Origin of the sequence: Clostridium sp. BSD9I1 (genome assembly GCF_900185645.1) — a bacterium.
Lineage (GTDB): Bacteria > Bacillota > Clostridia > Clostridiales > Clostridiaceae > Clostridium_AK.
The window spans coordinates 178,812-195,153 of the sequence record NZ_FYAM01000027.1 but is presented as its reverse complement, the minus strand read 5'-3'; the positions used below and the strand labels follow the sequence as shown (position 1 = coordinate 195,153).

11 protein-coding genes and 2 pseudogenes are annotated in these 16,342 nt (G+C 32.4%); all 13 read right to left on the bottom strand.

The genetic code is table 11. The annotated features are described in order from the left end of the window. Positions 1–173: 173 nt before the first annotated feature. Positions 174–1,301 (bottom strand): SLC13 family permease, encoded by a 1,128-nt coding sequence (locus BSD9I1_RS17825; RefSeq protein ID WP_186431441.1) that lies wholly within the window; start codon positions 1,299–1,301, stop codon positions 174–176. Between the two features lie 40 nt (positions 1,302–1,341). Next, complete coding sequence (locus BSD9I1_RS17820) at positions 1,342–2,352, bottom strand: aldo/keto reductase (RefSeq protein WP_186431440.1); 1,011 nt, start codon at positions 2,350–2,352, stop codon at positions 1,342–1,344. Between the two features lie 217 nt (positions 2,353–2,569). Continuing rightward, the gene (gene pyk, locus BSD9I1_RS17815) at positions 2,570–4,327 is read right to left on the bottom strand and encodes a pyruvate kinase (protein WP_186431439.1); all 1,758 of its coding nucleotides are present in this window, start codon (positions 4,325–4,327) and stop codon (positions 2,570–2,572) included. Between the two features lie 77 nt (positions 4,328–4,404). Further along, positions 4,405–5,364: a 6-phosphofructokinase gene (gene pfkA, locus BSD9I1_RS17810; protein ID WP_186431438.1), complete on the bottom strand. Its 960-nt coding sequence runs from the start codon at positions 5,362–5,364 to the stop codon at positions 4,405–4,407. A 266-nt stretch (positions 5,365–5,630) separates the two neighbouring features. Beyond that, positions 5,631–6,881, bottom strand: a complete 1,251-nt coding sequence (locus tag BSD9I1_RS17805; protein WP_242966544.1) for an OB-fold nucleic acid binding domain-containing protein — start codon at positions 6,879–6,881, stop codon at positions 5,631–5,633. A 295-nt stretch (positions 6,882–7,176) separates the two neighbouring features. Next, a complete protein-coding gene (locus BSD9I1_RS17800; protein ID WP_186431437.1) occupies positions 7,177–8,046 on the bottom strand; it encodes an LAGLIDADG family homing endonuclease in 870 nt (289 codons plus the stop codon). A gap of 48 nt (positions 8,047–8,094) precedes the next feature. After that, positions 8,095–9,156, bottom strand: a pseudogene (gene dnaE / locus BSD9I1_RS17795) (DNA polymerase III subunit alpha); the annotation flags it as partial. A 341-nt stretch (positions 9,157–9,497) separates the two neighbouring features. Beyond that, positions 9,498–10,325 (bottom strand): LAGLIDADG family homing endonuclease, encoded by an 828-nt coding sequence (locus tag BSD9I1_RS17790; RefSeq protein WP_186431436.1) that lies wholly within the window; start codon positions 10,323–10,325, stop codon positions 9,498–9,500. 46 nt (positions 10,326–10,371) lie between these two features. After that, positions 10,372–11,577: pseudogene (gene dnaE / locus BSD9I1_RS17785) on the bottom strand (DNA polymerase III subunit alpha); the annotation flags it as partial. Between the two features lie 104 nt (positions 11,578–11,681). Continuing rightward, the gene (locus BSD9I1_RS17780) at positions 11,682–13,010 is read right to left on the bottom strand and encodes a DRTGG domain-containing protein (RefSeq protein ID WP_186431435.1); all 1,329 of its coding nucleotides are present in this window, start codon (positions 13,008–13,010) and stop codon (positions 11,682–11,684) included. 1 nt (position 13,011) lies between these two features. Then, positions 13,012–13,965 (bottom strand): DNA-binding protein WhiA, encoded by a 954-nt coding sequence (gene whiA / locus BSD9I1_RS17775; protein WP_035309492.1) that lies wholly within the window; start codon positions 13,963–13,965, stop codon positions 13,012–13,014. 5 nt (positions 13,966–13,970) lie between these two features. Further along, positions 13,971–15,305: a gluconeogenesis factor YvcK family protein gene (yvcK, locus tag BSD9I1_RS17770; protein WP_186431434.1), complete on the bottom strand. Its 1,335-nt coding sequence runs from the start codon at positions 15,303–15,305 to the stop codon at positions 13,971–13,973. Next, complete coding sequence (gene rapZ, locus BSD9I1_RS17765) at positions 15,302–16,186, bottom strand: RNase adapter RapZ (RefSeq protein ID WP_186431433.1); 885 nt, start codon at positions 16,184–16,186, stop codon at positions 15,302–15,304. The genes yvcK and rapZ overlap by 4 nt, the downstream gene beginning before the upstream one ends. Between the last annotated feature and the right edge of the window lie 156 nt (positions 16,187–16,342).

Genomic DNA, 16,342 nt, shown 5'->3' with positions numbered 1-16,342 from the left:
AATAATATTAAAAATGCCAACTACCTTGATACAATACCATTACTTACATATAAAAAAAGCGCACCTACTAACGAGGTGCAAAAAAGAATCAGTTGTCCTAATTTTACTTTTATTATCAATATATTTTAACCATATATGTACTCATTATACAATAGTTTATTTATTTTTATACCCTAAATTAAGAAATATATAATAAATGAGAAGATAAATAAGCTTATAATGCTGTATCCATGAAAATGAATTAAGTATTTCTTACTTTGCCCATATTCCTTTATATAAAATTTATAGGAAATAAGGCTAGCTAAAGATGCTATTAGTGTTCCCATTCCCCCTATATTTACCCCCAAAATTATTTCCTTCCATCGTGAGGTAAAACCAGATAATAATATAGCACTTGGAACATTGCTTATAGCTTGACTAAATAATATAGATGAAAAATAAACATTTTTACTACTAGATAAAAATTTAGTTATATTAGAAGTAAAGCTAGGCATATGGGAAAGATTCCCTATAATTATGAAAAAGCATATAAAGGTAGCTAATAAAATGTAATCCACTTGTTTTAATAAACTCTTATCTGTAAAAATTGCTATAAAAATTGTTACTAAAAAGGCTATTTTATAGTTTACAATACTAAACACAGAAAGTACTACAAATATAAAAAGTCCAATATATATAATGCCTTGAGTTTTATTTTTTATGTGTATATCCTCTAATTTGAAATTTATTTCATTTTCCTTAAGTCTGTAATTTATTATCACAAGCCACAATATTCCTATTAAAATAATCGGCAGCGTTACTTTAAAAAATTCTATGGGTGAAATATTGTAAAAGGAATATAGAAATAAATTTTGAGGATTTCCCATAGGGGTGAGACTGCTTCCTAAGTTCGCGGCTAAAGTTTGAAATATTATTGTAAGTATTGGATGCCATCCTGTCTTTTTACCTATTATTAAAGTTAAAGGCACAAATGTTATAAGCGCTACATCATTTGTTATAAACATAGAACTTATAAAAGTCAAAAATATTAAGACAAGAGATATTTGCCTTTCTTTATTAAATTTACTTAATATACTTACCGCTATCTTATCTAGTATCTTTAGCTTTTCAAAAGCTGCTATTACCACCATGAGATTAAATAAAATCCCAAGCACCTTAAAATCTATATATTTCATCTTAGGTACTGATATTAAAGATGTTACTACAGCAAAAATTAATGAAATGGTAAACACTACTTCATCTTTTAATAGTCCTCTTATAATATTAGTCTTATGTTTTATAATATTAAGTTCATAGTTCATAATTTGCTCCATACACTTTATAATTTAATTTTCTAAACCCTTATTCGTTAAAAATCTTTCTTACCTTTTTCAGCATATTCCTTATAGGTAAGTCATAAGGGCATCTTTCCTCACAAATTCCGCATTCTATGCAGTCCTTTGCTCTACGCTCTGTGCTTTGATATCTATCATTTGCCCAATCTGGAAGTCCATATCTTTCCTTATATGCTTGAAGTACAAATATACTTGGAATATCTATACCTGCAGTACATGGTGCACAATAACTGCATCTTCTGCAAAACTCTGTTCCAAGCTCCTCTGATATCTTTTTCATTTCTTCTTTTTCATCCTCAGTTAAAGTATATTCTGAGCTTCCTGCATTACAGTTTATATCTACTTCACTTAAAGAAGCCATTCCTGGAATTGCAGTAGTTATATTATCATTTGAAAGTATAAATTTTATTGCTAGATCTCCCTTAGTTAAAGCTCCCCCTGCCATAGGTTTCATTGCTATTACACCAATATTTAATTCTTTAGCTCTTTTGAAGACTTCTTCCCCTTGAGTTTCCACTATATTATATGGATACATAATTGTTTCAAATTTTCCTGTTTCTATAGCTACCTTAAGCATATCTGCACTATGTGAGGTTATTCCTATATGTTTTATAATACCCTTTTGCTTTAATTCTAATAAGGCACTATAAGCTCCATCTTCACTTAAAACCTGATCCAACTGTTCTTGGGTTCTGACATTATGAAATTGATAAAGATCAATATAACTTGTTTGTAAGTTTTTTAAGCTTATCTCCACGTCCTTAAGCATGGACTCTCTATCTCTTGCCATAGATTTAGTTGCTATAATCCATTTTTCTCTTCTTCCCTTAAGGGCATTACCTATTAACTCTTCTGAAATTGTGTATCCCCTTGCAGAATCTATAAAATTTATTCCCTTACTCTCAGCGTATTCCAAAAGCTTTGCAGTTTCCTTTTCATCCACCTTCTGAATTGGTATTCCTCCAAATCCAACTGCTGATACCTTAAGCCCGGTACTTCCTAAAACTTTGTATTTCAAACTTTACACCCCCGTTTAATTGTAATTAAGTTTATAATTTTAAGTTTAATCTCTTTTTTGCCTTAAAACTATAAATTTTATTTATTGATTTAAGGCAATAGGTACTAAAGCCTAGGAGTTTTTAAATCATTGATTTTATACAGCAATGATTTTATGAAATCTTACTTAGTAAAATTCTCACATTCCCTAGTATTTAGTACCCTTATTCTAACTTCTATTATACTATATTTACTTTTCCATTATAAACTATTCCACGTTTTACATCCATTGTTATATATGCACCATTTTTTAATATTTCTGTTGCACCACCGGCTCCTGTTATTATAGGAACTTCATTTGTTATACATTGAATAGCCAAGTGAGAAGTTAATCCTCCCTTTTCAGTTATAATTCCTGATATTCTATCTAAAACAGAAATATATTCTATATCCGAATCCCTTACTACTAAAATATCTCCCTTTTCTGCTACTTCAACTGCTTCCCTTGGATTCTTTACAACTTTCACATTACCAAATCCAGGTATATTTCCAGCTCCTCTTCCTTGAACCAATATATCTCCTATTACATGAACCTTTAACATATTTGTGGTTCCAGATAAACTTACTGGTATTCCTGCTGCAATTACTACTAAATCGCCACTTTTAACATAGCCTGATTTTACGGATATATCCACAGATGCATCTATAAGTTCATCAGTAGATTCTACTTGATTTGTAAGTATAGGAAATACTCCAAAGTTTAATGAAAGCTTTCTTGCTACACTTACACTTGGTGTTACTGCAATTATAGGACAAGATGGTCTGTATTTAGATACCATTCTTGCCGTATATCCACTTTGTGTTGCTGTAATTATAGCTGAAGCATTTAACTCTAAGGCTGCAGTACAAGTTGCCACACTTATAGCATTGGCTACATTAAGTACATGTAGCTCCTTTCTTTTATTTAATATTGCTTGATAATCAAGTTGTGATTCTGTAGCTTGAGCTATTCTTGACATAGTTGTAGCTGCTTCTACAGGGTATTTACCACTTGCAGTTTCTCCACTAAGCATTATAGCGTCAGTTCCATCAAATATTGCATTTGCAATATCTGAAGCCTCAGCTCTTGTAGGTCTTGGATTTCTTATCATAGAATCAAGCATCTGAGTTGCTGTTATAACTGCCTTACCTGCCTTATTACACTTTTCTATTATCATCTTTTGAACTAATGGTACTTGCTCTATTGGAATTTCAACTCCCATATCTCCTCTAGCAACCATTATTCCATCAGAAAGTCTTATTATTTCATCTATATTTTCTACCCCTTGATGATTTTCTATCTTGGAGAATATTTGAATATCTCCTCCTCCATTTTCCTCAAGTACTTTTCTTATAGCTAAAACGTCAGATCCTCTTCTTATAAATGAAGCTGCAACCATATCCACGTTCATTTCACATCCAAATTTTAAATCTCCCTTATCCCTTTCAGTAAGAGAAGGAAGTGATGTGCATACTCCTGGGACATTTACACCTTTATGATTTCCTACCATTCCACTATTTTTCACTATACAGTGAATTTTATTTTCCTCTGTAGATTCAACCTCAAGTCCTACAAGACCATCATCTATAAGAATCATGTTGCCTGGCTTTACATCTTCCCAAAGCTTATCATAACTTATTGAGCACTTAGTTTCGTCTCCTAGTACTTCCTCTCCGCAATATATAGTAAACTTATTTCCTTCTTTAAGCTCTAATTTACCGCCTTCAAAATTCCCTGTTCTTATTTCCGGTCCCTTAGTATCAAGTATTATTGCAACTTCTTTATTATATTTCTTACTTATACTTCTTACCATTTCCATTCTTATCTTGTGCTCTTCATGAGTACCATGTGAAAAATTATGTCTTGAAGCATTCATACCAATTTTTATAAGTTCTGATAACACTTGCTCATTATCACTTGCAGGCCCTATTGTAAAAACCATTTTAGTCTTTTGCATAAAAATCCCCTCCAGTTTTAATTTATAATCTTATCTTTTAAATTCCCAAATTATATTAATCTATTATTTAATATTTCTTAATATGATAACGCCTCTGCTATACTATATAACTTTTCATCAAAACTTCTTTTTATAGCAAGAGCCTCATCTATGTCTTCATCTATTGTTTTTCCATCTTTTATACCTACTACTCTTGCTGATTTTCCTTCAAGCAATAATTCTACTGCTCTGTATCCTAAGCGTGAAGCCAGTATTCTATCGCTTGCAGTAGGACTTCCACCTCTTTGTATATGTCCAAGGATAGTAGCTCTTGCTCCTATGCCTGTAACCTCTTCAATTTTACTTGCTATTTCATTTGCTCCTCCAACACCTTCTGCAACTATTATTAAATTGTGCATTTTTCCACGAAGCTTACCTTCTAAAATAGTTTTGCATAATGAATTTATGTCATATCCTTTTTCAGGAACTATTATACTTTCTGCTCCACCTGCAAGTCCTGCATAAAGTGCTATATCTCCGCAGTTTCTTCCCATAACTTCTACTATGCTTACTCTTTCATGAGAAGTAGAGGTATCTCTTAATTTATTTATAGCATCAAGTACTGTATTTACTGCAGTATCAAAACCTATAGTACAGTCTGTATAAGAAAGGTCATTATCAATTGTTCCTGGAATCCCCACCATCTTTATTCCATACTTTGATAACGCTTGCCCTCCATGAAAAGAGCCATCTCCTCCTATAACTACTAATCCATCTATTCCAAAAGCACTTAATATTGCAACTCCCTTTTTTTGTCCCGCTTCAGTTCTGAATTCTTCTGATCTGGCAGTTCTAAGTATGGTGCCACCTCTATGTATGATATCAGCCACACTTCTTCTGTCCATTTCAAAAATTTCTCCATTTATAAGACCACTAAATCCCCTTTGTATTCCCATTACAGATAAACCTTTATCTAAACCTGTTCTTACCACTGCCCTTATGGCAGCATTCATGCCAGGTGCATCTCCACCACTGGTTAAAACAGCAATCTTTTTCATAACAATCCCTCCGAAGTCAAATTTTCAATAAAAATTTCTTTCACTGTTATTGTTTCTATTTAAAAGTATATCCACAATAACATTTTTTAAGCCGCTTGGACACTTTCCGTCCCACCATCTTTATAATAAAAACATCTAATACTGCCTATAACTAATTTTAATAAAATTATGACTTTTATGCAATCTTTTCCTATAAATATAATTAAAAATAAGCAAAACATTATGAGATAATTATCTCCTAATATTTTGCTTATTCTTATTAGACTTTATACTACCTTAATATTTTCTATGCCAAATTGATTTTTTAAAAATGTAAGAAGTTCTTTTTCTCCATTTACCCAAAGTTCTTTATTCATTACAAAGGCTTTATTGATACTTTTTACATATAAATATATCGGAACATTTCCTTTATAACTTGGACATATTATCTTTAACTGTCTTAAACTAGGCTGAAGTTCTTCTTCTGTATCTATCCTAATATATACTTTTTCAATGCTGCTGACTAAAAGCTCACTTATGTCCTCACATAATATTTTAGGCGCTTCATCTTCTCTAATGGATACCCTTCCACTAGCCAGTATTATGGCATCTTCATTTATAAGCTGTCGAACTTTATTAAAGACTTTAGGAAATACCACAAGTTCAATAATTCCATATAAATCTTCTAACTCAACAAAAGCCATCATATCATTATTTTTAGTAAGCTTTTTATTTACAGAAGTGATTATGCCGCCTATTTTTACCTTTTGTCCATCCTTTACTTTCTTGTCCTGCACTAGTACTCCCTCACTACTTTCTTCTAAGGTTCCTGAGGAAATTATTTCTCCAATATTAATACTAGTCTTGTTCTTTAAAACTTCCTTATGCTCTTCCAAAGGATGTCCAGAAAGATATAAACCTGTCATTTCCTTTTCCATAAACAGCAAATGTTTTTTATCAAATTCTCTTATCTCAGGATATTTTATATCTATTGGATCTATTTGCTCATCTCCAAAATCTGAAAATAGGTTTATTTGACCTTGTATGTTCTTTTTCTTATCGCCATTTATTCCGTCCATTACCTTTTCATGTACAGCCAAAAGCCTTGAACGATATACTCCAAAGGAGTCTAAAGCTCCTGCCTTTATTAAACTTTCCACTGCTCTTTTATTTATTACACCCAGGTCCACTTTGTTGCAAAAATCTAGTAAATCTTTAAATTTACCCTTTTCACTTCTAACCTTTGCTATATTTTCAATAACATTAACACCTACATTTTTTATAGCTGCTATTCCAAATCTAATTTGTTCTCCCTGAACAGTAAACTTTGTGTAACTTTCATTTATATCTGGAGGAAGTATTTCTATTCCTCTTTCATTTGCAAATCTTATATAAAAAGCGACTTTTTCACTGCTTCCCATTACACTGTTTAGCATTGCTGCAATAAATTCTGTTGTATAATATCTCATCAAATATGCTGTTTGATATGCAACTACGGCATATGCTGCTGCATGAGATTTATTGACATTTATTTCCAATAGGGTTCTTTATCCCTATCTCTCCATATTTCTACGGAGTATCGGACTATCTCATTACCCGGCTAATAACCGGATACAGGGCACTCGTGGGCTTTTACCATCCATCTATCTTTAGATTAGGACTCCATAACCTAGTCTCTGAACCTTCAGCCTATTACTAGGTTGCTTGGCTGCGGATTTACCAATCCTTAAACTTTTTACTATCTCTATGAAATTACTCATAGCCCTTATGTATATTACTACCACAAGTTAGTATTTAAGGCTCTAAGGTTTTTCCCGCAATTCACCCTGTTTGCTATATAAATTTCTTCATATAGGCACTCTCAAAACTTAACCATTTTTTATACTTACGTTCAAGAAAAATATCTGCATCCTTATATAAAAACCCGAATATCTTTGAAGATTCTTTTTTAGAAGATATTCTTAATTCTTTTATTAGCAATGTTTTGGTATTTCTAATAAGAACATGATTTAAATTCATTTTCTCTGCTAATTTTCTAATAAAGGCCTCTGTACCTAAAAAGGTTATCTGTATTGTAGGATATTCATATTTTTTTATGAAGCCTTGCCCTTTATAATAAGAACTATTTTTACTTAAAACTACACTACCATCCCCATCAAAATATCCTCTTATAAAATGTCTTTCTAACTCTTCGGGTATTAAGGGAAAATTCTTCATTGTCAATGACTTGTTTGGATAAAGTCCATATCTTCTTAGATCATCAGTCATTATTTTTGAAGAAATATTTATTATACATAAATAAGTAGAGTTTTCAAATCCTCCCTTATTTCCTTTTCTAATTTCCCCACTATAGTCTATACATTGTGCTACTTTCTCAATTATGTCTTTATCCTTCATGCCTAAAACCACATTATTGTAATGTTCATCTCCAACGAAACCATCGGCATACAAAAGTCCTAATATATACGCTTTATCTTGAGTATCTATATTATTAAAGTAGTTTTCATTTAATGTATATCTATTTTTTCTTTTGGTATTTATGTTATTTTCCTTTAATACTCTTGAAATGGCCCTTTCAGAAAAACCTAGTAATTCAGAGATTTCCTTAAAACATAAATTCTTACTATCATAGAATGTTTCTATTATATTTTTCTTGTTATCCTCTGTTAGATAATTGTAAGGAATCTTCATAATATCACCCATATTTATTATTTCCTTACACTTCTTTTATATTCTTATAGGTTAAGATACGAATGCATAACTCGCGAAATCCATCATTTGATCAAATATTTTATTTGCAGCTGCCTCACTAATACCATTTCTTAAACATCCTGGTACTTCTACATTACCATTTTCATCTATAATTCCATATATGAAGTTTTTGCGTTCTTCCTCCATAACTTTGTGCTTTTTCTTAGACATAGCACGTCTAACTAAGTCTGCACGCCCCATGGAGTATCCTGCTAGATCTCTAACTATTTGCATAACCTGTTCTTGATATACCATTACTCCATAGGTGACATTTAGTATATGCTCAAGCTGAGGAGTTTCATATTCAACATTTTCTGGATGCCTTTTATTTTCAACATACCTTGGTATTTCCGCCATAGGACCTGGTCTGTAAAGACTTATTCCAGCTATTATATCCTCAAAAGAATCCGGTTTTAAATCCTTCATAAAGGATGTCATCCCCGAGGACTCTAGCTGAAAGGCTCCTACAGTTTTTCCTTCGCCAAGCATCTTATATACATTTTTATCATCAAAGCTTATACTGTCTAAATCTATTTCTATTCCTTTATTTTCTTTTATCATGTTTACCGCATCTGTCATAACAGTTAGTGTTCTAAGCCCCAAGAAATCCATCTTCAAAAGCCCAAGCTCTTCTAAAGTTCCCATGGTAAATTGAGTTACAATGTTTCCTTCATTTCTTTGAAGTGGTACATAGGTTACTAACGGGTTTGAAGCTATTACAACTCCTGCCGCATGAGTAGAAGTATGTCTTGGCAGCCCCTCTAAAGCTCTTGCCACATCTATGAGATCTTTAGTTCTTGGCTCTTCTTCATAAGCTGTACTAAGTTCTGGATTTAACTCTAACGCCTTATCTATGGTTATATTCAGCATAGTTGGAATCATCTTAGCTATTCTGTCCACTTCAGAATAAGGATAGTTCATTGCTCTACCTACATCCCTAATGCATGCTCTTGCTGCCATAGTTCCAAAGGTTACAATTTGAGATACATTTTCTTTACCATACTTATCTACTACGTAATCTATTACTTCCTGTCTTCTTTCATAACAAAAGTCAGAGTCTATCTATAACTACCCTCTTTTTCAAGATACTTTAACACTACTTATAAGCAGTGGGTATAGACTATATCTTCACCTACCGACCTTAACGGTTTAGGTTGCCCCGCTTCGAGATATAAAAATCCCTACGTGCCCTCGCACTAGTCGTTGAACCTTCCTCTCATCAAGGCTTGGCTGCGGGTTATCCAGCAGAACCTGACCAATTCAAATCCCTATAATTTTTATGGTTATACCACCATTACACTTAGATATAATCTCAATCTTTTGCTTTGGTTTATAGGGCTCTCAGGACTTTCCCGCAATTCGAGGCTCTTTAAGCACAGTATTTCTACCGTACACGACTAATATCAACTGTAAAAAATCTCTTCTAATTTTTTATATTTTTCTTTCTTTCTATCCAAAAAAATTGTGGAATCTTTATATAGATAACTTAAAATAGAATATACTTTTCTTAATCCACCATAACTTAAGTAATAGTTATTTTTGTTATCCTTATTTCTTTTATATAGTTTGTACTTAAAGTCATATTTAGACACTTCGTTAAATATTTGTATAAACTTAAATAAAAATTCTTTAGTTCCACATATCTTAAAGTTAATAGACCCTTCAGATAAAATCAAACTACCATCTCCATCAAAATACCCTCTAATGAAGTGCTTATATAGCTCTTTAGGTAGCACTTCCTCATTAGGAAACTCTATTATTAATGTTTTTCTAAGCCTTACATTTTTATCCTGTAAATCACGGAAAATTTCTTCGTTATTTATTAGTAGTCTGGAGTATGGATGTTTACCGTACTTACCATCTGTTTCATAATCATGCAAAGGATAGTTACTTTCTAAACATTTTAATAGCTTTACTAAATGAGATTTATCTTTTGCAGCTAATGATAATCCAAAGCTATGTGGCATAGTAATAAATCCATCTGCATAAATAAATCCTAACCAATAGGCTTTATCTTCAGTATCAATTTTCTTAAAGAAGCTATCATTTATTTTATATACTTTATGACTTTTACTTAAGTTTCTTGTCGGAACCTTCCATCTTCTTAACGCATCGTATATTCCACATAAACTAGCTCCATAAGCTTTTGCAATTTTATCACATGATAATCCTTGATTTTGATAGAGATTAATAATATCTACTTTGTAGTTATCCAATTCGAATCTTTTCAAAAGATCATCTCCTTATTAAAAGAGAAGCTTAAACAGTTGATATTTAATCTGGCATACTTATTCTTTCAGGATTTAAAAATCTCTCATAAAGCAAATTATACTTAATAGGATCAATCTTAGTTATCCCCAATGTGTATGCAACTAAGGATCCCGCTGCACTACCCCTTCCAGGACCAGTTGGTATACCGCTTTCTACTGCAAATCTTATAAAATCCCAAACTATAAGGAAGTAATCCACATACCCCATTTGATTTATAACTCCAAGCTCATATTCAAGCCTTTGAATAAGCTCTTCAGTTATAGTTTCATATCTTTCCTCTAAGCCTTTTAAACATACATCCTTTAAATACTCATAATGATCTGTTCCTTCAGGCAGCGGAAAACTGGGCAGCTTGGATTTATGAAACTCATAATCAAAATTACACTGCTCTGCAATCTTAACCGTATTTTCCAGCGCCTCAGGTACGTGTGAAAACAGTTCATACATTTCCTCAGGAGATTTCAAATAAAACTCATCTGAAGGATATCTCATTCTCTCCTCTTCATCTACAGTTTTTGCTGTTTGTATGCAAAGAAGTATATCATGGGATCTATAGTCTTCTTTTTTAATATAATGAACGTCATTAGTTGCAACTAATGGTATATTAAGCCTTTTGGACATTTCGATTATCTCTTTATTTACCTTAAGCTGTTCTTTCATGCCATGATATTGAAGTTCTAAGTAAAATCCATCTTTAAATATTTCCTTATATAGCAACGCTGTTTTCTCTGCCTTTTGTATATTATCCTGCAATATGTAGGCTTGTATTTCTCCACCTAAGCAGGCACTTAATGCAATAAGCCCTTCGCTATGTTCTCTTAAAACTTCATGATCCACTCTTGGTTTGTAATAAAATCCCTCTATAGATGCCTTAGACACTATCTTCATCAAGTTTTCATAGCCCTTTTCATTTTTCACTAAAAGAACCAAATGATATATGTCATTTTCTTTGTCATTTACTTTTATATGCATAGACTTTGGTACTACATATATCTCACAACCTATTATAGGCTTTATGCCTTGTTCCTTAGCTTCTTGATAAAATTCTACGCATCCATACATCACTCCATGATCCGTTATAGCAATGCTGTCCATGCCTAATTCCTTAGTTCTTTTTATAAGATCAGGGATTTTTGCTGAAGAATCTAAAAGGGAATACCCTGTATGTTGATGCAAGCTTACCCACCGAGGCCGATTTACCGCTTGTTCCATAATATCTCTCCCTTCTTTAGTATATTTAGTTTAATTTAAAATTTAGCTTTTATGTTAAATCTCAAGTCGCCAGCGGCTAGCACCTGGTTACTGGTCACTGGTTACTAACTACGTATCGCCTTCGCCAGCATCATACATTTTGCTATTAAATCACCCTTGCCATTATTCATCTCCACTTCTACTTTATAAAAACTTCTTCCAACTATTTTACAAGAATTTCTTCCATAATCCATTATTTCAGCATATATATCTACCTTCTCATCCATTTGCATCGGCTTTACAAAGTATGTAGATACATTATCAACAATTAAATTAATGGTGTCTCTTTCCTTAATTGCAAGCATTCCCACAGTAGTTAATAGCATGTTTAATGCCCCCCAGGATGCAGTACCTATGGGATCAAGCATTTCAGGTACAATCTTACCTGAGAAACAAACTTTGTCCTCTCTCTTTTCACAATTAAACTTTTTAAGTATTATTGACTCTAAGTTTTCTCCCACTTGTAGCTGATTACTCACACGCTTGAGAGCTCTTATTATATTTTCCCTTTTTAATACACCAACTAGTTTTTTATTATAATTTACTGGACAAAACTCCATTGCTTGACTTTCCATTAAATGCGCTGCATATGCTGCAGTATCGCCAATTTCTAAGAATAAAAAATTCTTATCCATTATTCTCTCTATCTTTTCATCATCTCCTATTTTAGATGAAAGATTTTTAAGTCCTACAACCCCCACCAGCTTCATATCATCATTTACTACAGAAAATAAAGCTTCTGAAGCCTCTAATGTAAGCTCTTTAAGCCTTGTTATTTTATCTTCAGTCTTTAAAAAAGGATACTGTATATCCATAACATCCTTTACCAATACAATATCCTTCTTAACCATGGTTTCAGACATGGCCTTATTTATCATAGTAGCTATAGTGAAGGTATCGTAAGGAGTTAGTATTACTGGAAGCTTAAATTCATTCGCAAGGTCTTTTATATCCTCACTACACTTAAATCCTCCAGTTATTATAACACCACAACCTTTTTCTAAAGCCAATCTATGAACTATTTCTCTATTTCCTGCAATTACGATACATCCTTCATATATATACTCGCTTATTGCTTCGGGAGTCATTGCCCCTATTACAAATTGATTTAGAGTTTTATGAATTCCATCTTTACCTGCAACTAAATTCCCATTAATTATATTTACAACTTCTCCAAAAGTCAGCATATGTTCACTTTTTCTTTCAAGCTTTTCTATTCTAACGGTACCTATTCTTGGGATAGTTGTTACAAGTCCTAATGCCTCACATTCCTTAATTCCCTTATAGGCAGTTCCCTCACTTATATTTAAATTAGATGCCATAGTTCTTACAGAAATCTTAGCTCCCACTTGAAGGGAAGTAATATAATTTATAACTTTGTTGTGCTTAGACATATTACTTACCTTCCTTTCTCAATTCTTCTGCAATCTTTTCAATTCTTCTAAGTCTGTGATTTACACCAGATTTGCCAACAGGAGGATTTAACATTTCCCCTAATTCTTTCAGAGATTCATCTGGATATTTTAACCTTACCTCTGCAATTTCACGTAGGTTTTTTGCAAGTCTTTGAAGACCTACTTCCCTTTGTATAAGCTTTATACTTTCTATTTGCCTTACAGCTGCATTTACAGTTTTACTTAAATTTGCAGTTTCGCAGTTAACTAATCTATTTACGTTATTTCTCATTTCCTTCATAATACGTACATTTTCTAATTCTAAAAGGGATGTATGAGCTCCAATTACATTAAGAAGATCTATTATCTGTTCTCCTTCTTTTATGTAAATTATATAGCTGTTTTTTCTTTGTATAACTTTAGAATTTAGCCCGTAAAAATTTATTATATCGCTTAGTTTTTTTGCATATTCTTCATTATGTGTAACAAATTCTAAATGATAGGTTTTTTCAGGATTACTTATACTTCCTCCCCCTAAAAATGCTCCTCTTATATAAGCCCTTTTAGTAGAATCATCTGGTATCATTTCATCAGAAATACCATAGTTTAAAGAAAGCATTCCTTCTTCCTCTATTAAAACTTCTGTTTTAGTTAAAATCCCTTTAACATCTGAATCCTCTGTTATAACTACAATGTATAAGTTATTTTTTTTAAAAGAATTACTTCTCTTCATCATTATTTTTGCATGAATATTAAAGTACTCCTTAAGTAATCTAAAAACAACTCTTGCAATAGCAGCATTTTCTGTGGTAATTTTAAAACTTATCTTTCGGTTACTTCCAAAAGTTAATGTCCCACTTGCTCTCATTATTGCCGATAGCTCTGCTAAAGCTTCTTCCTCTGACAATTTTGTATATCTACACACTTCGTTTTTTACTTTAGCTGAAAATGACATATTTTTTACTCCCTATTCTTTTTTTCTTTTAATCTTTCAGATAAATAGAAGTATTCTATAATCTTCTTTTTATCGTACAGCAATGCTTTTTCCATTATAGTTTCTATAATCATAGATGCTAGCTTTTCAGAGTTATGTCTTATAAAACCATTTTTAATACTTATTAAATCTCCATCAATTCTTTTAATATTCATAGAACTTATCACATCTATATCTACATTAACCATATGTGACTCTTCTTCCTTATATTTTCCTTGAAGCCCTTCTTCTACTCCTCCATTATTTACTATTACATAGTCAATAACTTCATCTCCTGCATGTCTAAAAATAGATTTAATATGGTCGCTTACAGTATAATTATCAGTTTCTCCAGGCTGAGTCATTATATTGGACACATATATTTTAATGGCAGTAGTTCTTTTAAGAGCAGAACTTATATCTTTAATAAGTAAGTTAGGGATAACACTTGTGTATAGGCTTCCCGGGCCTAGTATGATAGCATCAGCTTCTCTGATGGCATTTACAGCTTCCTTAAGTGCTCTAGCATCTTTAGGTTCTATAAAAACCCTGTTTATTGGACTTTTCTGCCTTAATGCTTCCTCAGGAATCATAGACTCTCCTTCTACTATGCTTCCATTCTCAAGTTCAGCCTTTAATACCACATTCTCTAAAGTAACAGGGATAACCTTCCCTGTTACCGCAAGAACTGAGCTCATTTTTTGAACTGCCTCTTCAAAGGTAGTTGATATTCCGTCCATAGCAGCTAAAAACAAATTCCCAAAACTTTGATTTTTAAGTCTTCCATCTTTAAATCTATATTGAAGTAGTTCCTCCATTAAAGGTTCTGTATCAGATAGCGCTAAAATACAGTTTCTTATATCCCCTGGAGGCAGTATTCCAAGATCCTCTCTTAAGTCTCCAGAACCTCCTCCATCATCTGCAACAGTAACTATTGCAGTTATATTCGAGGTGTAATATTTTAGTCCTCTAAGCATTGTGGAAAGCCCTGTTCCTCCTCCTATTGCAACTATTTTGGGGCCCTTTACTAGTAATCTTTTTTCATATATTAGTGTTTCTAACTTTTTTGAATCTAAAGACACATTTAGATAACCTTTATTTATAAGTGCAATAATCGAGCGCATTCCTTGAGTTACAGACATATATAGTACAAATAGACCTAGTGTAATTAAAAACACATAAAAAGCCATATAATAAAAGCTATATAATCTATGTCTTACAAACTCTAAAAGAGCAAATGCAATAAAAAGTATTCCCATGGCCCCAAGTAATATCCATCTTTTCACCTTGATTCCCGGCCTAAGCCAATCTAGTATTTTCATACCTTTTTACCACCCTTATTGATATCTTCATTTATATCTCTGTGGTCTAAACTAGCCTTGTGTCCATCTTCTTTTAGCTTTTTATATATAGCATTTGCAATGGCAACTGATCGATGTCTACCACCAGTGCAACCTATTGATACAATAAGCTGTCTCTTTCCTTCCCTCTGATAATTTGGTATTAAAAAGTTTAACATATCCTGTAGCTTCTCAATAAAATCCTTAGTTTCATTATATCCCATAACGTACTCTACCACAGGAGTATCATTTCCTGAAAACTCCTTAAGCTCTGGGATATAAAATGGATTAGGCAAAAATCTAACATCAAATACTAAGTCAGAGTCTACTGGAATTCCATATTTAAATCCAAAAGAAAGCACTGTAATCATAAGTTGAGTTTCCAACTGTCCTTCTTCCCCATAAACCCTTGTGATTTCTTCCCTTAATACCATATTTGTAAAGTTAGAGGTATCTATTATATTATCTGCGTTATCCTTTACCTCTCTGAGTGTTTTTCTTTCCTCTACTATTCCGTTTAAGATTCTGCCTTCTGGTGCCAATGGGTGTTTTCTTCTGCACTCTTTAAATCTTTTTACTAACACCTCATCTGAAGCATCTAAAAATAAAATTTCATACTTATAATTTTGACTTTTTAAATAACTTAAACTGTGAAACAAATCGTGGAAGAACTCTCCACCTCTTATATCAATTACTAATGCAATTTTATCTATCTTTCCCCTCGCCTCATAGCAGACTTCTGCAAACTTAGGTATGAGGGTAGGTGGCAAGTTATCTATACAAAAGTACCCTAGGTCCTCTAAATTTCTAATAGCTTGAGTTTTTCCTGCACCGGACATTCCTGTTACAATTACAAATCTCATTTCTAACCCTCCTTACATCATTTATAGAAATCCTTCATTAAACTTCGCAATTTATTAAAATCTTTTATTATTTATTATAACATATTTCAATTACCAATTATGAATTTTAAGCTTTGAATTTAGCATGGAAATTTTATCTGGAATAGGTATTATTAA

Coding starts and splice junctions, on each gene's coding strand:
- BSD9I1_RS17825 (WP_186431441.1), bottom strand. CDS start 1,301: ATGAACTATGAACTTAATATTATAAAACATAAGACTAATATTATAAGA.
- pyk (WP_186431439.1), bottom strand. CDS start 4,327: ATGCAAAAGACTAAAATGGTTTTTACAATAGGGCCTGCAAGTGATAAT.
- pfkA (WP_186431438.1), bottom strand. CDS start 5,364: ATGAAAAAGATTGCTGTTTTAACCAGTGGTGGAGATGCACCTGGCATG.
- BSD9I1_RS17800 (WP_186431437.1), bottom strand. CDS start 8,046: ATGGGTGATATTATGAAGATTCCTTACAATTATCTAACAGAGGATAAC.
- BSD9I1_RS17780 (WP_186431435.1), bottom strand. CDS start 13,010: ATGTCTAAGCACAACAAAGTTATAAATTATATTACTTCCCTTCAAGTG.
- whiA (WP_035309492.1), bottom strand. CDS start 13,965: ATGTCATTTTCAGCTAAAGTAAAAAACGAAGTGTGTAGATATACAAAA.
- yvcK (WP_186431434.1), bottom strand. CDS start 15,305: ATGAAAATACTAGATTGGCTTAGGCCGGGAATCAAGGTGAAAAGATGG.
- rapZ (WP_186431433.1), bottom strand. CDS start 16,186: ATGAGATTTGTAATTGTAACAGGAATGTCCGGTGCAGGAAAAACTCAA.